Here is a 20,277-nt window from a genome sequence, read left to right on the forward strand (position 1 = left end):
TTGGATCTTCAGTGAACACACATTCTGTGGGCACCCAAAATCCCCTGTGGCAGCGGGCTTGCTCGCGAAGGCGGTCTCCCATTCAGGGAAAATTTCCATGACACAACACAACGACCTGCTGATCGTCGGCGCCGGCATCCTCGGCCTGTCCCACGCCTATGCCGCCGCCAAACGCGGTCTCAAAGTCACGGTTTTCGAACGCACGGCCACGCCCCTCGGCGCCTCGGTGCGCAACTTCGGCCAGGCACTGGTCACCGGCCAGCCACCCGGGCCAATGCTCGAACTGGCCAAGGCCAGCCGCGAGATCTGGGGCGACTGGGCGCAGCTCGCCGGCCTGCAAATCAAGCGTAACGGCTCGTACCTGTTTGCCCGCACTGAAGCTGAAGAACACCTGCTCGAAGCCTTTTGCGCCGGCCGCGCCGTGGAAAACGGTTACAACGTCGACTTGTTGCGCGGCGCCGCGTTGCGCGACCTCTACAGCGGTCAGTTCAGCCATCACCGTGCAGCCTTGCACGGGAGGGACGATCAACAGTTGTATTCGCGTGAAGCGATTCCAGCATTGATCGATTACCTGCGCCGCGACCTCGGCGTCGAATTTCATTTCTCGACGCTGGTGCGCGATGTGGAGCCGGGGCGTCTGCACAGCACGGCCGGTTCGTTCACCGCCAAACAGATCATCGTCTGCTCCGGCCATGATTATCAGACGCTGCTGGCCGAACCGATTGCCACGCTCGACCCGCAAATCTGCCGCCTGCAAATGCTCCGCGCCAAACCGCACGTCGACCTGAACCTGCAACACGCCTTGCTCACGGGGTTGAGCGGCGTGCACTACGGCGCCTTCGCCGACTTGCCGGAAGCGGCGGCGGTGCAGGCGCAGATCCTGCGCGAACAACCGCACCTGCATGAAAACGGCATTCACCTGTTGATCAGTCCGACACCGTATGGCGAGTTGATCATCGGCGATTCGCACCACTACGGCAGCGATCCGTCGCCGTTCAACGCCGAGCAAGTCGACACCTGGATGCTCGAACTGGCCGAACACACCCTCGGCTGCAAGGTGCAAGTGATCGAGCGCTGGCAGGGTGTCTATGGCGCCCGTGGGCCGGGGCCGTTTTCGTTCCTGCGCCCGGCACCGGGGCTGAGTGTGGCGCTGATGCACACCGGCGTCGGCATGAGCGTCGGTCCGGCCATGGCCGAGCGCAATGTCGCGCAGTTGCTGGGGGACATTTGATGGCAGGTCACAAGACCTTCATTCGCGAGCAAGCCCGGGGGAATGCGTTTTTCTGTGGGAGCGGGCTTGCTCGTGAAGAGGCCGGCTCAGGCGCTACAAATCCTCAGCCAAAGACTCAATTTGCTCCTGCCGCTGCGCCTGATTCAACTTCGCATGCGGGTTGAGCGACGACCATTGCGGATGCGCCCGCGCCTTGCTCAGCGCCTCCGGCAACTTGCCCTGTCGCCAGGTTTTGTCCTGCGGTGCGGCAACCTGAACCGCGTCCAGCGCCGCATGCCCGCGCTGATCCAGGGCCAGCAGCAACTGGCGCTGGCGCAACGCCAACAGCCGCAACACGGCATCATCCACCGTCAACTCGCGCTGGCCTTTGATCTTGCCGAGCAAGCGACTGCCATAACTGCGCGCCGTTTGCAGCGCACCGCCAGCAATTGCCCCGGCCAATGCCGCCGCGCCGAGGGTGATGCCGCCCACCAGCAAATCCACGCCAGCCCCGGCGGCTGCCCCGGCAGCGATCCCGCCCCCCACACGCACACCGAGTTGCTTCAAGGTTTCCGGGTTGAACAGGTCATCGCCCCAGCGGCCATCGAGCAACGGTAGATCACTCGCCGCCGCATCCTGCGGGCGAAACGCATACAGCTTGAGCAGCGCTTCGACGCACTTCTGTTCGCGCTGGCGCACAGCCTTGCGCAGTTCGCTGATGGCTTGCTGTTCCTGCTCGGCTTCGCTGACCACGCTGCGGCGGCACGCGGCGCAGTCGATCAGCAATTCGGCAATCAACCGCGCTGCACTGTGCTGCCGGGCGAGTCGCTGTGCCTGCTGATCTGCAATCAAGCGTTCCAGTTGCGGCCGGGCGTTTTCCAGCAACAAGGCGAGGCTTTCATACAGCCGTCGCGCACCATCCTCGGGCGGCGCCACGCTGTCGAAACGCACCAGCGCATGCAGACCAAGACGCGCCAACGCGTCACGCCAATCCGGTTCGCGGTGGTTGGCGCTGCTGACGAAATTGAGCACCGGCAGCAGCGGTTTGCCGCAACTGGCCAACACTTCCAGTTCATCGCGGTACTTGGCCAGCACCGGCTCGCGGGCGTCGATCACATACAAACCGGCGTCGGAGGCGAGCAGTTGCCGCAACACTTTGGCTTCCTGTTCGAAACGCTGGCGCGCCTCGCTGCCGTCGAGAAACCGCGTCAGTCGTGCCGGGCCGTCGAGGCGCTCGCCGGGGCGCTCCAGACGTTCGAGAAAATCCAGCAGGGCGATGGCGTCTTCCAGCCCCGGCGTGTCGTAGAGGTCGAGCAACGGCTCGCCGTCCACCGACAGCCGCGCGCCCTCGACATGCCGGGTGGTACTCGGCCGATGCGAGACTTCGCCGAAACCGACATCGCGGGTCAGCGTGCGCAACAGCGAAGTCTTGCCAACGTTGGTGTGGCCGACCACGGCGAGTTTCAGCGGCGCTTTGAAGGCATCAGTCATGACCGTTCTCCAGCCAGTTCAACGGCGCGCAATCAGCAAAGGGTAGTTCCAACTGTTGCAGTGCGATGTGCCAGTCGCCGAGGCGTTCGGCGTCCAGCGCTTCACCGGGCGGCGCTTGCAGCAGCCAGACGCGGGTGGCGCTGGCGTTGCGCGCCAGTTCGGCGATCAGCGCGAGGCTGCCGCGATCCGGCGAGCGCCGTGGATCGCAAGCGATAACCAGACGTGCCGGGGGAAAGCGGCTGAGTTGTTCGAGCAGTTTGTTGCGTGACTCGCGGCTGTCGAGGATGCCAGCGTTGCTCACGGTTTTCGGCAGGGCCGGCGGCCATGGGCGTTGCTCGTCGAGTTCGATCGCCACCAGCAATGCGCCTTCGCTGGCGTGTTCGCTGACGCTGCTTTCGACGCGGTGCAATTGCTCAGGCGCGGCGTCGGTGACGCCCAGGCGTTCGCTGGTCGGCATCAGGCGTTCGCGCAATTGCGTGTAGCCGGGCAGGTTCAGGTCCAGACGCAAGCGGTCACGTCCCCGTTTCCAGCGCCAGCGGCAGAACAACATCAGTATCAGACGCGGCAAGACGCCATAGATCAGCACCGCGCCCACCAGCCAGATGGCCCACCACTGGCGAACCAACGCACGGTTGTAGTCGGTGTCCAGCGTCACGCGAATCATGTCGACGCGCGGCGCACTCCAACCCAAGGCATGGGGAATGACCGTCAACGCATCCTTCAGGGCGGCGAAGAAGTCGGCGCCTAACAGCGTGCTTTCCCAAATGAAGTCATAGCGCCGGGCAGCCATCATCAACACCAGCATGCTCAAAGCGCTGAGCATGATCAGCAGCCACAGGCCATTGACCAGCGTGCCGATCGCCCAACGATTGAGTTTTTGGCGTTGCAACAAGACGAGCAACGCTGGGGGCAACTGCGCGGCTTTGGCGTCACGGGCGAATTTTTCGCTGAGCCAAAGCCAGAGCCGGCCGAGTGCGGCGCCATGTTCCCCGGCGAACAACAGTCCCAGCGCCCAACTCAACAGCAAAATCAGATTCACCCCGAGCAACGTACCCAACGCCCAGAAAATATTCACCGGGCGCGTGCCGTCACCCAGCGTGGAAAACGCCATGCCGGCACCGGTCACGCAGGCCAGCACCACCATTAACAGCAGCGCCAGACGCGCGCCTTGCAGCCAGTGCTTGAGTGCGTTGGTCAGCCCGTCACGCTCGGCCAGCCACAAGGCACGGCGCTGAATACGGCTCGGCAAATCACCGCCAGCCGCGCGGGCCAGACGATTGGCTTCCAGATCATCCAGAGGCCCCGCGTGTTCTTCGCGCAGGCGCACGGTTTCGGTCAACCAGAGGTTTTGCAGTGGAGTCAGTTGTGTCACGCGGCATCCCGTCGCTCAATTGAGCCGTGAGCATAACCGCTGTGGCGCTTATCGGGTCAAGCGAGGCTCTGGTATCCTCGCCGGCATGACTAAAATACTCCCCTTAAGCCTGATCGCAGCCCTCGGTGAAAACCGTGTGATCGGCGTCGATAACAGCATGCCCTGGCACCTGCCGGGGGACTTCAAATACTTCAAGGCCACGACCCTCGGCAAGCCGATCATCATGGGGCGCAAGACCTGGGATTCCCTCGGTCGTCCGCTGCCCGGGCGCTTGAACATCGTGGTCAGTCGTCAGGCCGATCTGGTGTTGGAAGGCGCTGAGGTTTATCCATCACTCGAAGCCGCGGTGGTTCGCGCCGAGCAATGGGCGAAGGAACAGGGCGTCGATGAACTGATGCTGATTGGCGGCGCGCAGTTGTATGCGCAAGGGTTGGCGCAGGCGGATCGTCTGTACCTGACCCGTGTGGCGCTGAGCCCGGAAGGTGATGCGTGGTTTCCGGCGTTCGATCTTAACCAGTGGAAGCTGGTGTCGAATGTGCCGAATGCGGCCGAGGGCGACAAACCGGCGTACACCTTCGAGGTCTGGGAAAAAGCTTAAGAGCTTCGTCGGAACGCCGCCCGGAGCAAGCCCACACACATTGGATCTGTGATCGACACAAATCCAATGTGGAAGAGGGCAGGTCAGGCAAAGAACAACTCAAGCCTGTGCCAACTGCCCATGTTCATCGGCATCGAGCAGTGCTTTATCGGTCTGCTGCATCACCTGACTGGTAATCGCACCGGCGGTGATTGCTCCACTCACGTTCAACGCTGTACGCCCCATGTCGATCAGCGGCTCAACCGAAATCAGCAAGGCCACCAGTGACACCGGCAAGCCCATCGCCGGCAGCACGATCAGCGCGGCAAACGTCGCACCGCCACCTACGCCCGCCACACCGGCCGAACTCAGGGTCACAATCGCCACCAGCGTCGCGATCCACAGCGGGTCCAGCGGGTTGATGCCTACGGTCGGCGCTACCATCACCGCCAACATCGCCGGGTACAGGCCTGCGCAGCCGTTCTGGCCGATGGTCGCGCCGAACGATGCGGCAAAACTGGCTACCGATTGTGGAATGCCCAGACGGCGGGTCTGCGCTTCGATGCTCAGCGGAATGCTCGCTGCACTGGAACGGCTGGTGAATGCAAACGTCAGCACCGGCCAGATCTTGCGGAAGAAACGCAGCGGGTTGATCCCGGCCGCCGACACCAGCAGGCCATGAACGACGAACATCAGGCCCAGACCGAGGTACGACACCGCCACGAAACTGCCGAGTTTGATGATGTCTTGCAGGTTGGAGCCAGCCACCACTTTGGTCATCAGCGCCAGTACACCGTACGGGGTCAGCTTCATCACCAGGCGCACCAGGCGCATCACCCAGGCTTGCAGGGTGTCGATGGCGTTGATCACTTTCTGACCTTTCTCGACGTCATCCTTGAGCAGTTGCAGCGCGGCGACACCAAGGAACGCGGCGAAAATCACCACGCTGATGATTGAAGTCGGTTTGGCCCGCGCCAGATCGGCGAACGGGTTCTGCGGGATGAACGACAGCAGCAGTTGCGGCACATTCAGTTCGGCGACCTTGCCGGCGTAGTCGGTCTGAATGGTTTGCAGACGGGCCATTTCCTGGGTGCCGGCCACCAGACCTTCAGCGCTGAGGCCGAACAGGTTGGTCAGGCCGATACCGACCAGCGCCGCAATCGCGGTGGTGAACAGCAGCGTGCCGATGGTCAGGAAACTGATCTTGCCCAGCGACGAGGCGTTGTGCAGGCGGGCCACCGCGCTGAGGATCGAAGCGAACACCAGCGGGATGACGATCATTTGCAGCAACTGCACATAACCGTTGCCGACCAGATCGAACCAGCCAATCGAGGCTTTCAGCACTGGATTGCCCGCCCCGTAAACGGCGTGCAGAGCTATACCGAACGTGACACCGAGCACCAGCGCGAGCAGGACTTTTTTCGCCAGGCTCCAATGGGTGCGGCGGGTTTGTGCCAGACCCAAGAGCAGGGCGAGGAACACCAGCAGGTTGAGAATCAACGGTAGATTCATGAGAACTCCAGGAAAGACTTTGCCAGCAGCCTTGCGGGGCTGCTGCGAACCGGCAAGCCTAACAGTTTGATTTCAAATGAATTAATACCGAAAACGCAGGGTAATAGTCGCTTTTGGAATAAGTAGGCGTCGCTCTGGGGAATGCATCTGGCGTGATGGAGACGTGGACGGTCGCTGACAGATGAAAACGGTCACACTTATTTGTTACCGTCGGTCTCTTTGATCAGGGAGAAGGGCTTATGAAGTTTGCACCGAAATTTCTGGCTGTCGCACTGACTGTGGGGTTGGGCCTGGCCGGTCAGGCATTCGCCACCGATTTGAAACACTGGCCAGCCGATCAGGCCAAGGCGCTGGACGCGATGATTGCCGCCAATGCCAACAAAGGTAACTACGCGGTGTTCGACATGGACAACACCAGTTACCGCTATGACCTGGAAGAGTCCTTGTTGCCGTTCATGGAAAACAAGGGCCTGATCACCCGCGACAAACTCGACCCCTCCCTGAAACTGATTCCGTTCAAGGACACCGCCGACCACAAGGAAAGCCTGTTCAGTTACTACTATCGCCTCTGCGAAGTCGACGACATGGTCTGCTACCCGTGGGTGGCGCAGGTGTTCTCCGGCTTCACCCTCAAGGAACTCAAAGGCTACGTCGATGAGCTGATGGCTTCGGGCAAACCCGTGCCGGCGACTTATTACGACGGCGATGTGGTCAAGACGCTCGACGTCAATCCGCCGAAAATCTTCACCGGGCAGCAAGAGCTCTACAACAAGCTGATGGAGAACGGCATCGAGGTCTATGTGATGACCGCCGCGTCTGAAGAACTGGTGCGCATGGTCGCCGCCGATCCGAAGTACGGCTACAACGTCAAACCACAGAACGTGATTGGCGTGACGACGATGCTGAAGAACCGCGAGACCAACGAACTGACCACCGCGCGCAAGCAGATCACCGCCGGCAAATATGACGAGAAGGCCAACCTCGGCCTCGAACTGACGCCATACCTGTGGACCCCGGCGACGTGGATGGCCGGCAAGCACGCCGCCATTCTGACTTACATCGACGAGTGGAAAAAACCAGTATTGGTGGGCGGCGACACCCCTACCAGTGACGGTTACATGCTGTTCCACGATGTCGACGTGGCCAAGGGCGGCATTCACTTGTGGATCAACCGCAAAGACAAATACATGACGCAGTTGAACGGCATGATGGCCAAGCACGCTGCGGCGCAGGCCAAGGAAGGGTTGCCGGTGACGGCAGACAAGAACTGGGTGATCGTCAAACCCGAAGACATCCAGTAAGCCCCGATCTTCTGTGGGCGCCCGGATTCCGGGTGCACTGACAGTCCCACAGTTTTGATCTTCAGTGTCTGGGGAATCTGGCCAGACAAAAAAATGCCTCGCACTTGGCGAGGCATTTTTGTTCCTGCGATTGACGCTTACAGCCCATCAAGCATCGCCTTGTTACGCACAGCACCTTTGTCGGCACTGGTCGCCAGCAGGGCGTAAGCCTTGAGCGCGGTGGTCACTTTGCGTGGACGCACTTCCACAGGTTTCCAGCCTTTCTTGTCCTGCTCGACCCGGCGAGCCGCCAGTTCTTCGTCGCTGACCAACAGATTGATCGAGCGGTTCGGAATGTCGATCAGCACTTTGTCGCCATCGCGCACCAGACCAATCGCACCGCCAGCAGCGGCTTCTGGCGAAGCGTGGCCGATGGACAGGCCCGAAGTGCCGCCGGAGAATCGGCCGTCGGTGAGCAAGGCGCAGGCTTTGCCCAGGCCTTTGGATTTCAGGTACGAGGTCGGGTAGAGCATTTCCTGCATGCCCGGGCCGCCTTTCGGACCTTCGTAGCGAATGATGACGATGTCGCCTTCTTTCACTTCGTCGGCGAGGATGCCGCGCACGGCGCTGTCCTGGCTTTCGAAGATCTTCGCGTTGCCTTCAAACACATGGATCGACTCGTCGACACCGGCGGTTTTCACCACGCAGCCGTCCATCGCGATGTTGCCGTACAGCACGGCCAGGCCACCCTCTTTCGAGTAGGCGTGTTCGAAACTGCGGATGCAGCCATTTTCACGGTCGTCATCCAGGGTTTCCCAACGGGTCGACTGGCTGAACGCAGTCTGGGTTGGAATGCCCGCCGGGCCTGCCTTGAAGAAGTGGTGCACGGCCTCATCGGTGGTCTGGGTGATGTCCCACTTGGCGATGGCTTCTTCCATGCTGCGGCTGTGTACGGTCGGCAGATCGGTGTGCAACAGGCCGCCACGGGCCAGAGAACCGAGGATGCTGAAGATACCGCCGGCGCGGTGCACGTCTTCCATGTGGTACTTCTGGATGTTCGGCGCAACTTTGCACAGTTGTGGAACGCTGCGCGAAAGACGATCGATGTCGCGCAGGTCGAAATCGATCTCGGCTTCCTGAGCGGCTGCCAGCAAGTGCAGGATGGTGTTGGTCGAACCGCCCATGGCGATGTCGAGCATCATCGCGTTCTCGAACGCCTTGAAGTTGGCGATGTTGCGCGGCAATACCGCCTCATCGTTGTCGCCGTAGTAACGCTTGCACAACTCGACGATGGTGCGGCCGGCCTGCAGGAACAGTTGTTCGCGATCGCTGTGGGTGGCCAGGGTCGAACCGTTGCCCGGCAATGCCAGGCCCAGGGCTTCCACCAGGCAGTTCATCGAGTTGGCGGTAAACATGCCGGAGCAGGAACCGCAGGTCGGACAGGCGCTGCGCTCGTACTCGGCAACCTTCTCGTCAGAAGCGCTGGAGTCGGCGGCAATCACCATGGCGTCGACGAGGTCGAGGCCGTGGGACGCGAGTTTGGTTTTGCCGGCTTCCATCGGGCCGCCGGAAACGAAGATCACCGGAATGTTCAGGCGCAGGGCGGCCATCAGCATGCCCGGAGTGATCTTGTCGCAGTTGGAAATGCACACGATGGCGTCGGCACAGTGGGCGTTGACCATGTATTCGACGGAGTCGGCGATGATTTCACGGCTCGGCAGCGAATAGAGCATGCCGTCGTGACCCATGGCGATACCGTCATCCACCGCGATGGTGTTGAATTCTTTCGCTACGCCACCGGCGCGTTCGATCTCGCGAGCGACCAGTTGGCCCAGGTCTTTGAGGTGCACGTGGCCCGGCACGAACTGGGTGAACGAGTTGGCAATGGCGATGATCGGCTTTTTGAAGTCGTCATCTTTCATCCCGGTGGCGCGCCACAGTGCGCGGGCGCCGGCCATGTTGCGGCCGTGGGTGGATGTTTTCGAACGGTAATCAGGCATTGAAGCACTCCGGGCGGCTAATCAGGTATCAAAGGGGAAGTGAGCTTCTATTGACGTCTGGAACACCCGGTAATGGCCGTGTGTCTGGAAGTGGCCGATGACGTTGCGGGATCGCCGCTGGTCTCAGCCTGAGCTCATAAACCCGCCGGGGGATGAATGGCGATGAATCTGGCGATTCTACACCGCTGGCGTCTGGAGGGAATGGCGCAAAGTGTTGTTGCAGTGCCAGCGGCGGTTGCGGGATGACGACTGGCAGGATTATTCGCCATCCGGTTGCGCGGTCGTGTTGATCTTGAGCATGTTGGCGCGGCGGCTCACCCCCCTGTTCAACGCCAGAGCCACGCCACTGAGCAAAACAAAGCAGTAACCCAGCGTGGATTGCAGGTTGGCCGGGCTCAGGCTGATCAATGCACTGATTATTCCGCCGCAAATGAAAATGATCGTGCTGCCAGCCGAAGCCGACGTGCCGGCGTTTTCGGGAAACAGGCCCATGGCCCGCGAGGTGGCTGCCGGTCGTGCGATGGTGGTGCCGGCCGTGCAGATCAGCATCGGAATCAGAACGGTGGCTGGGGCCAGTGCATGGTTGGCCGCCAGATAAAGCATCACCAAACCTGACAGCAGGATCAGACTCAGCCCGGTGATGATCTGCCGGCCCGGCGTGATGCGTCGGTTCAGTACGGTGGCGATGATGCCACCGACGACATACGCAGCGCCGTACACCAGCAGGATCAGCGAAAAATCATAGGCCGACAGTTGCAGTTGATCCATGAAGATCAGTGGGGAAATCACGATAAAGGAGAAATGACAGGCGAATGCGAAGGCTGAAATCAGCCAGTAGCCGACAAAGTCGAAATCTCCCAGCACCCGTCGATAGGCCTTGAGGAAACCCGGGTGCGTGCCGCTGACGACAGGGCGAGTGTTCTCCAGAAACAGCCATGCCTTGATCAGCACCGTGGCGGACAGCGCGATGAACACCCCGAAACTGCCGCGCCAGCCAAGGGTGGCTTGCAGAAAGGTGCCGGCCAGCGGCGACACGGAGATAAAAATCCCGGTGGCGGTGACCATCAGAATACGCAAGCGATCACGCTCCTCGCCTTCGAACAGGTCCTGCACCAGTGCCTGGGACAGCACAAAACAGCCGCAACCCAGTGCCTGCACCACCCGGAATATCAGGAACAGCGTGTAGTCGCCGGTCAACACGCAACCGAGGGCGCCGAGCATCGATACGCTCATACCGGCGAGCAACAAGCCCTTGCGTCCGATCACATCGGATAGCGGGCCGATCAACAACTGGGCAAATGCGATGCCCACGGCGAACAGACTGATTGAAAGCGCGATGTCCGCCGGTGTGCTGCGGAAATGCGCCGCCAGTGCCGGAAATGATGGAAGCAGGACATCCAGTGGAAACACGCCCAGCAGCACCATGGCCAGTAAAAGGCCGACAGCCCCGCGACGCTGGCGTGTGATTACCGCGTACTTTCCGTTATCCATCGATCAGTCCTGCCTTGGCAAAAAGTGTCTGGTTATGGGGCGTTGCGAAAAATCCGGCCTTGCGCAGTGCATCCAGCGTAGCGATGGAGCCTGAACGTGCGCGCGCGCGGTTGGCCTGCACCGTTGCCATGCTGGCGACAATGTCCATCACGTCGCTGTCGGCAATGCCCGCACCGCGCAGGCTCTGTTGCAGCCAGCGTTCGTCGACCTCGAAGAAAAGCCCGATGATCTCCAGCAGCGTTCTGCTTGCAAACGTGCGCTGGCGACTGTTCATCGAAAGCCAGAAGTAATGGAACACTTCGGCAAAGTAGCGGCTGTGGCGGGCTTCGTCGGCCAGGTGATCGCGCAGCATGTCGTTCACGCTGGACACCAGACTGTCGCGACAGACGTCCAGCAGCTCCCGGGCAATGATGGTCTCCGAGACGAAGCCAAGCAGAAGCCATGCCAGTGCACGGTGCTTCTGCGGGGTGCGGACGATCAGTGCGTTCATGCGAGTGATCCGCTTCGGAATCGCCGGACGTGCGCTCATCCCGTAGAACCCGGCGATCTGCTCCGCGAGACGATTGGAGAACAACGCGTGGTAGCCCTCGTCGGTATAAAGTTGCAGCGCCGCGTGTTTCATTGGCAGAGGCACGTAGATAGGCAGTTCCCGATGAACGATGACCTCAACCGCGCGATTGACGATGCGATGTTCGAGCAGGGTGGTGTAATCGAGAAAGTGCACCAGATGGTTGGCCGTCAGTCGGTGTTGCACTTCGCGTCCGGCGGCCTCGATGGCCGGGTGGGCCAGATAAGGCAAAAAGGCCGGTGGAAACCAGTAGCGGGTTTGCAGTTGCTGCAGCACGTCGTCCGGCAATTGATAGTCGTGGGTACTGCTGCGTACCGAGGCGCGGCTGTCCCAATCCCCCAGGGTGAATTTAAGCGCCCATGACACCGGTACTTCGTTCGAATCCGGGATAGGGAGGGTCATGCTTGTACCTCGCGCAAGAGATCGCGCATTTCCTGGCACATCACCTGCCCGTTGCTTTCTCCGCAGCCAACAAAGAACAAAGGTTGTTCAGCGCTTCCCTCGATTTTGAGGAGCGTTTCGACCTGCTTGTCGGCAAATGCACCGGTCAACCAGGTGTTGAGACCCAGTGCTGTGGCGATCAGTTGAAAGGTCTGCGACAGATGACCCGCCTCAATGAATGCCATGCGATAGGCGCGTGAGTGCTCGTACTTCCACCAGAGCCGATCGAATCGAGCGGTGATGAACAATCCCAGCGGCAGGTTGTTGATGAAGTGCTGGCCGCCCAGCAAGTCGCCCAGCGCCGGTTGAGGCAAGGGATTGACCCGGCTAATGGTGTGTTCGGCAGGGTGGTAGGCGTAAATGCCGGGCTCCAGGTCGTCGACGTTGCGCACCAGCAGAAACCCTTCGCATGCATTCAGGCCACCACCGGACGGACTGCTGCGGCGTGCGCCAAGGTCTTGGGCAATGCTGTCGTCGCGATTGAGGTCGCGCTCATGGAGGTAACCGAGAGAAAGGTAAAGCAGGGTGCCGACGTCATCGAGCGTCATCGCTGCGCCGGTGTAGGAGCGACAGGTTTTGCGCTGGAGCAGTGCGTTACTCAGGCTGTCGTCGTTCAAACTGCGCGGGAGGGGCAAAGCGATGCGCTGTCCGGCCACATGCATGGGCCGGTCTGTTGCGGGAGCCGGGGTGGCCAATACTTCGTTGCAGTGCGCCAGATATAGCCTGGACCACTCATGAATATTCTGCGGGCTGTGTTCGCAGGGAATGTTTTGAGTGCCGATGTGATAGATCTTCGACAGTTCATCCCAACCCCATGGCGGGTTGTCTATTTTTGAAACGGTTAGAATGCCGGCGCTTAATAGTTGCGTGTCTATTATGTTGTGTGGGTCGAAGAGGTCTGGGTTGTTTATTAGTTGTGCAAGGCGGGTCGAATAGTTCAGGTCAAGTTCATGTTGGGTGTGCTCTTTGTAGTTCCAGACTATTTGTCCGGGCGAGCGCGGCAATATAAATAGATAAGGGTTTATGTGCATGGTATTCATTCACTCTGGATAAAGTCGAAAGGACGCCGCGTTGCCGGCACTCCACGGCGTCCTGACTCACTTAGCGGGCTTTAGGTGCAACCAGAAAAGCCAGGTTTGCGATTTTGTTGGTTTCCAGAGAAATGCTTTTCATGATGTGAACTCCTTGTTCGTTGATAGTTGAAGTCACCTCGTGGTGACAACTTCATAATAGTTTGTAATGGAATATTGGCAAGTGGATATTAAGTAGGAATGTTCCAGTAATTTTGTCGGAACTATCTTTAGCTGGAGTTGGACTTTGTAGGGTGTTTTTCAATAATTTAAGGGCGTAAGGAAATATCCTTCACGTTAGTAGGAAAGTCCGTGTAGGAAGTCGTGATTGTTGACGTAGAGGTGACGCAGAGTTCGCCAGGGGCAGGCGTAAAGCAAACGGGGAGCCTGCTGGCTCCCCGTCATCCGCATTGATCAGCTGTTAGGCAGCAGGCGGCAGGTGATGCTCTTGATGTAGCGGGTTTCGTTGATCGCCGGGTGTACCGGGTGATCCGGGCCTTGGCCGCCGCGCTCCAGCAACTGGATGTTGCGATCCAGGTGACGTGCACTGGTCAGCAGGATGTTTTGCAGGTCATCTTCCGGCAGGTGCATCGAGCACGAAGCGCTGACCAGGATGCCGTCCTTGTTGAGCAGGCGCATGGCTTGTTCGTTCAGGCGACGGTAGGCGCCTTCACCGTTTTTCATGTCTTTCTTGCGTTTGATGAACGCCGGCGGGTCGGCCACGATCACGTCGAAGCGTTCTTCACTGGCCTTGAGCTCTTTCAAGGCTTCGAAAACGTCACCTTCGATGCAGGTCATTTTGTCGGCGAAGCCGTTCAACGCGGCGTTGCGCTCGACACCGTCAAGGGCAAAGGCCGAGGCATCGACGCAGAACACTTCGCTGGCGCCGAACGCTGCAGCCTGCACGCCCCAGCCACCGATGTAGCTATAGAGGTCGAGGACGCGTTTGCCTTTGGCGTAAGGCGCCAGGCGTGCGCGGTTCATGCGGTGATCGTAGAACCAGCCGGTTTTCTGGCCTTGAATGACCGGGGCTTCGAACTTCACGCCGTTCTCTTCCAGTGCCACCCACTCCGGCACCAGGCCGAATACCGTTTCGACGTAGCGGTTGAGGCCTTCGGCGTCACGGGCGGCGGAGTCGTTCTTGAACAGAATGCCGCTTGGCTTGAGCACTTGAGTCAGTGCGGCGATCACGTCCTCTTTATGCGCTTCCATGGTCGCCGAGGCGATCTGCACGACCAGGATGTCGCCGAAACGGTCGACCACCAGGCCTGGGAGCAGGTCGGAATCGCCGTAGACCAACCGATAGAACGGCTTGTCGAACAGACGCTCGCGCAGGGACAGAGCCACGTTCAGGCGGTGCACCAGCAGCGATTTGTCCAGTGCTACCTTGATGTCGCGCGACAGCAGTCGGGCGCAGATCAGGTTGTTCGGGCTCATTGCCACGATGCCCAGCGGCTTGCCACCCGCCGCTTCGAGGATGGCCTGATCGCCGGCATTGAAGCCATGCAGTGGCGTGGCGGTCACGTCGATTTCGTTGCTGTAGACCCACAAGTGACCGGCGCGCAGGCGACGGTCGGCGTTGGCTTTGAGGCGCAAGCTAGGCAGGGACATGACGTCGCTCCGGAAAAAAGAGCGGGAGTATACCGTGTTGCGAGTTATGTCGGGTTTGATGAGCGATGAAACGCCGATGCGCCTTCGAGAGCCGCGAATTTGCCACCGAGCGGGTTTCGATTATCCGGTCGGTATCAAAAAGTCCGAAGCCAGGGCTTGAATGAAAGTTCCTGACAAATGCCCACCGAGGTGTCGTCTTGCGGTTTTTAAGCGTTAGAATCGCCGCCTGTCCCAGAGTGTGTACTTATGTCCCAAGAGCTGACCACCGAACAGATTCAACAATCCCTGCAAGGCATCAGCGTGCCCGCGCAGCCGCAGATCATGGTGGATCTGCAAATGGAGCAGTACATGCCCGATCCGGACCTGGAGGTGATCGCCAGACTGATCTCCCAGGATCCCGGCCTGTCCGGCTCGCTGCTGAAAATTGTCAACTCGCCGTATTACGGCTTGAGCAACAAGATCACTTCGATCCAGCGCGCGGTGAATCTGCTGGGCAGCCGTTCGATCGTCAATCTGATCAACGCGCAGTCGATCAAGGGCGAGCTGAACGACGACACCATCGTCACGCTCAATCGTTTCTGGGATACCGCCCAGGATGTGGCGATGACTTGCCTGACGCTGGCCAAGCGCATCGGCATTCAGGCCAGTGACGAGGCCTATGCCTTGGGCCTGTTTCACGATTGCGGTGTGCCGTTGATGCTGCAGCGCTTCCCCCATTACATGTCGGTACTGGAAAAGGCTTACGCCAATGCCAGTGCCGAATGTCGGGTGGTGGACACTGAAAACAGAGAGTTCAACACCAATCATGCGGTGGTCGGTTATTACACCGCCAAATCCTGGCGTCTGCCGGAGCATGTCAGCGCGTCAATCGCCAATCACCACAATGCCTTGGCGATCTTCAGGGATGAGTCGTCGCACGACAATCAGATGAAAAACCTGCTGGCGATCCTCAAGATGGCCGAGCACATCTGCGCTTCGTACCGGGTGCTGGGCAACCAGACCGAAGACTACGAGTGGGAAAGCATCGGTCCGATGATTCTCGATTACATGGGGCTGTCGGACTACGACTTCGAAACGCTCAAACAAACGATCCGCGACCTCGGCGCGCGTTGATTCGAGGACACCATGCCTGAACTGCCCGAAGTCGAAACCACCCGCCGGGGCATTGCCCCGCACCTGGAGGGCCAGCGCGTCAGCCGGGTGATCGTGCGTGACCGCCGGCTGCGCTGGCCGATTCCCGAAGACCTCGATGTGCGCCTGTCCGGGCAGCGCATCGTGTTGGTCGAGCGGCGGGCCAAGTATCTGCTGATCAATGCCGAAGTCGGCACGTTGATCAGCCATTTGGGCATGTCAGGCAATTTGCGCCTGGTCGAGGTCGGTTTGCCGGCGCTCAAGCACGAGCATGTCGATATCGAGCTGGAGTCGGGCCTGGCCTTGCGCTACACCGATCCACGGCGTTTCGGCGCGATGCTGTGGAGCAACGATCCGCTCAATCACGAGTTGCTGATTCGTCTCGGGCCTGAGCCCTTGACCGATCTGTTCGATGGCGAGCGGCTGTTCCAGTTGTCACGCGGGCGTTCGATGGCGGTCAAGCCGTTCATCATGGACAACGCGGTGGTGGTCGGGGTCGGCAATATTTACGCGACCGAAGCGCTGTTTGCCGCAGGGATCGACCCGCGCCGCGAGGCCGGTGGCATATCCCGTGGGCGTTATCTGAAACTGGCGATCGAGATCAAACGCATCCTCGCCGCCGCCATCGAACGTGGCGGTACCACGTTGCGCGATTTCATCGGCGGTGACGGGCAGCCGGGCTATTTCCAGCAGGAACTGTTTGTCTATGGTCGCGGCGGTGAACACTGCAAGGTCTGCGGCACCGGGCTGCGTGAAGTGAAGCTTGGTCAGCGTGCCAGTGTTTTCTGTCCGCGCTGCCAGACCTGAAGCAGGAAGCTGAAAAAATCCCACGGTCTATAGTGAGTTGTCTCACTGTTCAGCCCGAAGGATCGTGCCATGAAATCCTCGCAAGTGCTCCTTGTCGCATTGCTGCTGTGTTCCAGCCTGGCTGTTCAAGCCACGGAAAACGGCAGCGGTGATCCGCGCTACACCCTCCAGAACCCACCGGCCTACGCCATGATCGGCGACTTGCTGATTGCCCGACCTTTGTTGGTCGTGGCGACGGTCATCGGGGCGGGCGTGTTTGTTGTGTCGTTGCCGTTTACCGCGCTGGGTGGCGGGATAGGCGATGCAGGGCAGGCGTTGGTGGTTGATCCGGCAAAAGCGGCGTTTGTGCGGTGTCTGGGGTGTACGGGGGAGGGGTTTGAGCAGCGCGAGTGAGGTGTTCTGAATTCGGCGCGGTTGTTGATGGTCCTTTCGCGAGCAAGCCCGCTCTCACCTTTGGAATGCATTCCAGTGCGGGAGCGGGCTAGCTCGCGAAGAGGCCCGAAGAAACGCTACAAAGCGGTCAGATCAGGCCTTGCCGGTGATCTTGTTGTACTTCTCCATCAACTGTTCTTGAGTTTCAGGATGGGCTTCGTCCAGTGGAATGCAATCCACCGGGCAAACCTGCTGGCACTGCGGTTCGTCGTAGTGGCCGACGCACTGGGTGCACAGGTTCGGGTCGATCACGTAGATCTCCTCGCCTTGGGAAATCGCGGCGTTTGGGCACTCGGGTTCGCAGACGTCGCAGTTGATGCAATCGTCGGTGATGATCAGGGACATGCTCACTCCAGCCGGGGCGGCAGGCCCGGGCGCTATAAATCAATGCGCGCAATTGTGCCGCATTGGCGCCCGCAGTGCACGCGGGCGCCGTTTGAACGGTCGTTACTTCTTGAAGCGCAGGGTCAGGGCGTCTGCCACGGCTGGGTGGACGAACTTGCTGATATCGCCGCCCAACGCGGCGATTTCGCGCACCAGCGTCGAAGAAATGAATGAATAACGCTCGGACGGGGTGAGAAACAGGCTCTCCACATCCGGGGCCAATTGACGGTTCATGTTGGCCAGCTGGAATTCGTATTCGAAGTCCGACACCGCACGCAAACCACGCAGGAACACATTGGCGTTCTTCTCTTTGGCGAAATGCGCCAGCAACGTCGAGAAGCCGACCACTTCTACGTTCGGCAGGTGTTTGGTGACCTCGCGAGCCAGTTCGACCCGTTGTTCCAGCGGGAACAGCGGGTTCTTCTTCGGGCTGGCAGCGACAGCAATGATCACATGGTCGAACAGGCGCGAGGCGCGTTCGACCAGATCGCCATGGCCCTTGGTAATAGGGTCGAAGGTACCTGGGTACAACACTCGGTTCATCGCGTCGTCCTGGCGGGAGTCCGTTGGGGAGTCGGATGGTATCGCAGCCGTCCCGGTCGGCCAAGTCGCCTGTTGGGTAAGAAAGCACTATAGACGATGGGAATGATCCGGTTTTTCATGGGTTTTTCAGTCGATCGGCGAGGGACGTCGCCAATTGTGCCGTCAGCCCGTATACCGACAACTGCGGGTTGGCGCCGATGCTGGTGGGGAACAGCGAGCCGTCGTGAATCGACAGATTGGTGAGCTGATGATGACGGCCAAGGCTATCGGCGACGGCGGTTTTCGGCTCTTCGCCCATCGCACAGCCGCCCATGACGTGGGCGCTGCCCAACCGTGTGCGATACAGCTCAAGGCGCAAGCCATCGATCAACGTACGGGCCTCGGCCAGGGTCTTCACATAACGCGCGTCGGCGTGCATCGGCATCACCGCTTTGGCGCCCCCGGCGAACTGGATCTCGGCCATGCTGTGGAAGGCCCGGCGCAACCCCTCCCAGGCATAGGGCGAAACTTGATAGTCGAGCACTGGCGAGCCGTCGCCCCGCAGCTCTACGTTGCCGCCGCTGCTGTCGGGGTGAAACCCATCGCGAAGCAGCGCCAGCGTGACGTGGGTATGTGGCAGATCGGCCATGCGCTGCGCGTTGTCCTGACCAAAACCGCCGAGCAGGGTGGCCGCGAGCGCCGGTTGCAGCGGCGGCACTTCGAGTTTGTAGCCCATGGGGCCGGTGACGCCGTCCTTCCACTGGAAATGGTCGGAATAAATCGACTGCGGCGCGCCGTAGAACGGGTTGATGACGTCATCGAAGCGCCCGGCGGACATGTTCACCAAATGCAGGAATGTGCGTTTGCCCAAGGTTTTGTGTGGGTCTGGCGCGTCTGAACGCAGCAGCAGCGCCGGACTGTTGATGCCGCCGCCGGCGAGCACGTAATGCCGTGCCTTGACCGTGATGGAGCGCCCGGTCGGTTCGACGCAACGCTCGTCCATGGCGACGCATTGCAGGGCGAAAACCTTGTCGCCGGTGATCAACAGCTTTTGCACGCGGGCCAGATAAAGCAGCTCTCCGCCCTTTTCCAGGGTGGCCGGAATGGTCGTGACCATCATCGATTGCTTGGCGTTGGTCGGGCAGCCCATGCCGCAGTAACCGAGGTTCCAGCAGCCGCGCACGTTGCGTGGAATAACGTGCCAGCTATAACCGAGCTGTTCACAGCCTTTACGGATCACGTCGTTGTTGGCGTTGGGCGGAATCAGCCACGGAGCGACGCCGAGACGCTGTTCCATTTTTTCGAACCATGGCGCCATCTCGGCCGGACTGTGGCCTTTGACGCTGTGTTCTTTGGCCCAATGTTCGAGGGTCGGTTCTGGGGTGCGAAAGCTCGATGTCCAGTTGATCAGCGTGGTACCGCCGACCGCCCGGCCTTGCAGGATAGTGATCGCGCCGTCCTTGCTCATGCGGCCAATGCCTTCCTGATAGAGGCTGCTGTAGGCCTTGTCTTCAAGCATTTTGAAATCGGAACTGGTTTTCAGCGGGCCTTCTTCGATCAGCAACACTTTATAGCCGGCGGCGCTGAGGATTTCTGCCGTGGTACCACCGCCAGCGCCGCTGCCGATGATCGCGACATCGGTTTCGAGGGTCAGGTCGTCCGTGAGTTGTGCGCCGTTGTAGGTTTTCCAGCCTCGGGCGAGGCCTTCGCGGAACGGGTCGGGTACTGGCATGTTCAGGCTCTCTTGTTTTTGTTGTTCCAGCGGGCCCCTTCGCGAGCAACCTCGCTTGCCCGCGAAGGGCGCGTCTTGGGTTCAGACAGTCGGCGGGCCGGGATAACCGCAATGCGCCCAGGACTCGGCGCGGGTGTACCAGGCCATCATCACCATTTGCTGAAGCGAGCTGTGGCCCATGCGCAACAGGCTCAACGCGCTGTTTTTCCACCGGTCGAGGAAGTGGCGCATTGCTTCAGGGCTGGCGTTTTCCCAACTGCCCCAGATGCCGGTGAGGGGCCCGCGCGTCACGGCCATGCCCAGCACGTCGAACAACTGCCGGGTGAGCTTGAGCATTTCCGGCGACAGGTGATCGAGGCTGTAGTCCAGCGACTGGAGCGTGCCGTCGACCGCGCCGGGCATCTTCTCGACGGCCACGGCGCCGTCGAGCATTACCGGAATCAATGCGCGCAGAAACAAGAGATCGCCATCGCGCAAAACAGTGAAACCCTGGGCCGGGACGCTCGACGAACAACCACTGAGGCTGGCGCCGAGCCCGGCAGTGGCGAGAAACGCGGTGGCGCCGAGGCTGAATTTCAGCAGGCCACGGCGCGACAGGGCAGGTGTTTCAGTCAGGCTTGGGTGCATTGTTTTTATTACCCGGCGG

18 protein-coding genes are annotated in these 20,277 nt (G+C 60.2%); 6 read left to right on the plus strand and 12 right to left on the minus strand.

The genetic code is table 11. The features are described from left to right. The first annotated feature begins 97 nt into the window (after window positions 1-97). Entirely contained in the window at window positions 98-1,231 is a 1,134-nt protein-coding gene (locus AACY18_RS08480; protein WP_339464679.1) for a TIGR03364 family FAD-dependent oxidoreductase, read from the plus strand. A 93-nt stretch (window positions 1,232-1,324) separates the two neighbouring features. Here the strand turns inward: AACY18_RS08480 and AACY18_RS08485 are convergent, their stop codons facing one another. Both AACY18_RS08485 and AACY18_RS08490 read right to left on the minus strand, forming a co-directional pair. Beyond that, window positions 1,325-2,701 (minus strand): GTPase/DUF3482 domain-containing protein, encoded by a 1,377-nt coding sequence (locus AACY18_RS08485; RefSeq protein ID WP_339464680.1) that lies wholly within the window; start codon window positions 2,699-2,701, stop codon window positions 1,325-1,327. Beyond that, on the minus strand, window positions 2,694-4,073 hold the full coding sequence (locus AACY18_RS08490; protein ID WP_339464681.1) for a DUF2868 domain-containing protein: 1,380 nt from the start codon (window positions 4,071-4,073) through the stop codon (window positions 2,694-2,696). Before AACY18_RS08490 ends, AACY18_RS08485 begins: the two co-directional genes overlap by 8 nt. An 85-nt stretch (window positions 4,074-4,158) precedes the next feature. On the opposite strand from AACY18_RS08490, the gene AACY18_RS08495 reads away from it, so the two are divergent. Further along, a complete protein-coding gene (locus AACY18_RS08495) occupies window positions 4,159-4,671 on the plus strand; it encodes a dihydrofolate reductase (RefSeq protein ID WP_339464682.1) in 513 nt (170 codons plus the stop codon). A gap of 99 nt (window positions 4,672-4,770) precedes the next feature. Here the strand turns inward: AACY18_RS08495 and AACY18_RS08500 are convergent, their stop codons facing one another. Next, on the minus strand, window positions 4,771-6,162 hold the full coding sequence (locus AACY18_RS08500; protein ID WP_339430375.1) for an L-cystine transporter: 1,392 nt from the start codon (window positions 6,160-6,162) through the stop codon (window positions 4,771-4,773). A 239-nt stretch (window positions 6,163-6,401) separates the two neighbouring features. On the opposite strand from AACY18_RS08500, the gene AACY18_RS08505 reads away from it, so the two are divergent. After that, a complete protein-coding gene (locus tag AACY18_RS08505) occupies window positions 6,402-7,463 on the plus strand; it encodes a haloacid dehalogenase-like hydrolase (protein ID WP_339430374.1) in 1,062 nt (353 codons plus the stop codon). A 137-nt stretch (window positions 7,464-7,600) separates the two neighbouring features. Here the strand turns inward: AACY18_RS08505 and ilvD are convergent, their stop codons facing one another. From ilvD to AACY18_RS08530, 5 genes are all read right to left on the minus strand, one after another. Continuing rightward, window positions 7,601-9,442: a dihydroxy-acid dehydratase gene (gene ilvD, locus AACY18_RS08510; RefSeq protein WP_339430373.1), complete on the minus strand. Its 1,842-nt coding sequence runs from the start codon at window positions 9,440-9,442 to the stop codon at window positions 7,601-7,603. A 258-nt stretch (window positions 9,443-9,700) separates the two neighbouring features. Then, the gene (locus tag AACY18_RS08515) at window positions 9,701-10,933 is read right to left on the minus strand and encodes an MFS transporter (protein ID WP_339430372.1); all 1,233 of its coding nucleotides are present in this window, start codon (window positions 10,931-10,933) and stop codon (window positions 9,701-9,703) included. After that, the gene (locus tag AACY18_RS08520) at window positions 10,926-11,903 is read right to left on the minus strand and encodes a diiron oxygenase (RefSeq protein WP_339464683.1); all 978 of its coding nucleotides are present in this window, start codon (window positions 11,901-11,903) and stop codon (window positions 10,926-10,928) included. Before AACY18_RS08520 ends, AACY18_RS08515 begins: the two co-directional genes overlap by 8 nt. Then, the gene (locus AACY18_RS08525) at window positions 11,900-12,973 is read right to left on the minus strand and encodes a SagB family peptide dehydrogenase (protein WP_339464700.1); all 1,074 of its coding nucleotides are present in this window, start codon (window positions 12,971-12,973) and stop codon (window positions 11,900-11,902) included. Before AACY18_RS08525 ends, AACY18_RS08520 begins: the two co-directional genes overlap by 4 nt. A gap of 453 nt (window positions 12,974-13,426) precedes the next feature. Further along, on the minus strand, window positions 13,427-14,623 hold the full coding sequence (locus tag AACY18_RS08530; RefSeq protein ID WP_339430370.1) for a class I SAM-dependent rRNA methyltransferase: 1,197 nt from the start codon (window positions 14,621-14,623) through the stop codon (window positions 13,427-13,429). Window positions 14,624-14,923: 300 nt separating this feature from the next. Between AACY18_RS08530 and AACY18_RS08535 the strand changes: the two genes are divergently transcribed. From AACY18_RS08535 to AACY18_RS08545, 3 genes are all read left to right on the plus strand, one after another. Further along, window positions 14,924-15,736, plus strand: a complete 813-nt coding sequence (locus AACY18_RS08535) for an HDOD domain-containing protein (protein WP_339430498.1) — start codon at window positions 14,924-14,926, stop codon at window positions 15,734-15,736. Window positions 15,737-15,748: 12 nt separating this feature from the next. After that, a complete protein-coding gene (gene mutM / locus AACY18_RS08540) occupies window positions 15,749-16,561 on the plus strand; it encodes a bifunctional DNA-formamidopyrimidine glycosylase/DNA-(apurinic or apyrimidinic site) lyase (protein ID WP_034153682.1) in 813 nt (270 codons plus the stop codon). 69 nt (window positions 16,562-16,630) lie between these two features. Further along, window positions 16,631-16,954 (plus strand): multidrug transporter, encoded by a 324-nt coding sequence (locus tag AACY18_RS08545; protein ID WP_221732412.1) that lies wholly within the window; start codon window positions 16,631-16,633, stop codon window positions 16,952-16,954. A gap of 132 nt (window positions 16,955-17,086) precedes the next feature. Here AACY18_RS08545 and AACY18_RS08550 read toward each other — a convergent pair whose 3' ends face one another. The 4 genes from AACY18_RS08550 to AACY18_RS08565 all read right to left on the minus strand — a co-directional run bounded on the left by AACY18_RS08550 (window position 17,087) and on the right by AACY18_RS08565 (window position 20,258). After that, a complete protein-coding gene (locus AACY18_RS08550; protein ID WP_221732411.1) occupies window positions 17,087-17,338 on the minus strand; it encodes a YfhL family 4Fe-4S dicluster ferredoxin in 252 nt (83 codons plus the stop codon). Between the two features lie 102 nt (window positions 17,339-17,440). Further along, window positions 17,441-17,920: a pantetheine-phosphate adenylyltransferase gene (gene coaD, locus AACY18_RS08555; RefSeq protein ID WP_221732410.1), complete on the minus strand. Its 480-nt coding sequence runs from the start codon at window positions 17,918-17,920 to the stop codon at window positions 17,441-17,443. Between the two features lie 115 nt (window positions 17,921-18,035). After that, a complete protein-coding gene (locus tag AACY18_RS08560) occupies window positions 18,036-19,631 on the minus strand; it encodes a GMC family oxidoreductase (RefSeq protein ID WP_339430368.1) in 1,596 nt (531 codons plus the stop codon). An 81-nt stretch (window positions 19,632-19,712) separates the two neighbouring features. Further along, window positions 19,713-20,258: a twin-arginine translocation pathway signal protein gene (locus tag AACY18_RS08565; protein WP_339430367.1), complete on the minus strand. Its 546-nt coding sequence runs from the start codon at window positions 20,256-20,258 to the stop codon at window positions 19,713-19,715. Window positions 20,259-20,277: the final 19 nt, after the last annotated feature.

Source organism: Pseudomonas sp. EA_65y_Pfl2_P74 (assembly GCF_963970575.1).
GTDB classification, from domain to species: domain Bacteria; phylum Pseudomonadota; class Gammaproteobacteria; order Pseudomonadales; family Pseudomonadaceae; genus Aquipseudomonas; species Aquipseudomonas baetica_A.

Excerpts from the sequence above, each read along its gene's own strand:
- AACY18_RS08480 (WP_339464679.1), top strand. The coding sequence starts at position 98 with ATGACACAACACAACGACCTGCTGATCGTCGGCGCCGGCATCCTCGGC.
- AACY18_RS08485 (WP_339464680.1), bottom strand. The coding sequence starts at position 2,701 with ATGACTGATGCCTTCAAAGCGCCGCTGAAACTCGCCGTGGTCGGCCAC.
- AACY18_RS08495 (WP_339464682.1), top strand. The coding sequence starts at position 4,159 with ATGACTAAAATACTCCCCTTAAGCCTGATCGCAGCCCTCGGTGAAAAC.
- AACY18_RS08500 (WP_339430375.1), bottom strand. The coding sequence starts at position 6,162 with ATGAATCTACCGTTGATTCTCAACCTGCTGGTGTTCCTCGCCCTGCTC.
- AACY18_RS08505 (WP_339430374.1), top strand. The coding sequence starts at position 6,402 with ATGAAGTTTGCACCGAAATTTCTGGCTGTCGCACTGACTGTGGGGTTG.
- ilvD (WP_339430373.1), bottom strand. The coding sequence starts at position 9,442 with ATGCCTGATTACCGTTCGAAAACATCCACCCACGGCCGCAACATGGCC.
- AACY18_RS08515 (WP_339430372.1), bottom strand. The coding sequence starts at position 10,933 with ATGGATAACGGAAAGTACGCGGTAATCACACGCCAGCGTCGCGGGGCT.
- AACY18_RS08520 (WP_339464683.1), bottom strand. The coding sequence starts at position 11,903 with ATGACCCTCCCTATCCCGGATTCGAACGAAGTACCGGTGTCATGGGCG.
- AACY18_RS08525 (WP_339464700.1), bottom strand. The coding sequence starts at position 12,973 with ATGCACATAAACCCTTATCTATTTATATTGCCGCGCTCGCCCGGACAA.
- AACY18_RS08530 (WP_339430370.1), bottom strand. The coding sequence starts at position 14,623 with ATGTCCCTGCCTAGCTTGCGCCTCAAAGCCAACGCCGACCGTCGCCTG.
- mutM (WP_034153682.1), top strand. The coding sequence starts at position 15,749 with ATGCCTGAACTGCCCGAAGTCGAAACCACCCGCCGGGGCATTGCCCCG.
- AACY18_RS08545 (WP_221732412.1), top strand. The coding sequence starts at position 16,631 with ATGAAATCCTCGCAAGTGCTCCTTGTCGCATTGCTGCTGTGTTCCAGC.
- AACY18_RS08550 (WP_221732411.1), bottom strand. The coding sequence starts at position 17,338 with ATGTCCCTGATCATCACCGACGATTGCATCAACTGCGACGTCTGCGAA.
- coaD (WP_221732410.1), bottom strand. The coding sequence starts at position 17,920 with ATGAACCGAGTGTTGTACCCAGGTACCTTCGACCCTATTACCAAGGGC.
- AACY18_RS08560 (WP_339430368.1), bottom strand. The coding sequence starts at position 19,631 with ATGCCAGTACCCGACCCGTTCCGCGAAGGCCTCGCCCGAGGCTGGAAA.
- AACY18_RS08565 (WP_339430367.1), bottom strand. The coding sequence starts at position 20,258 with ATGCACCCAAGCCTGACTGAAACACCTGCCCTGTCGCGCCGTGGCCTG.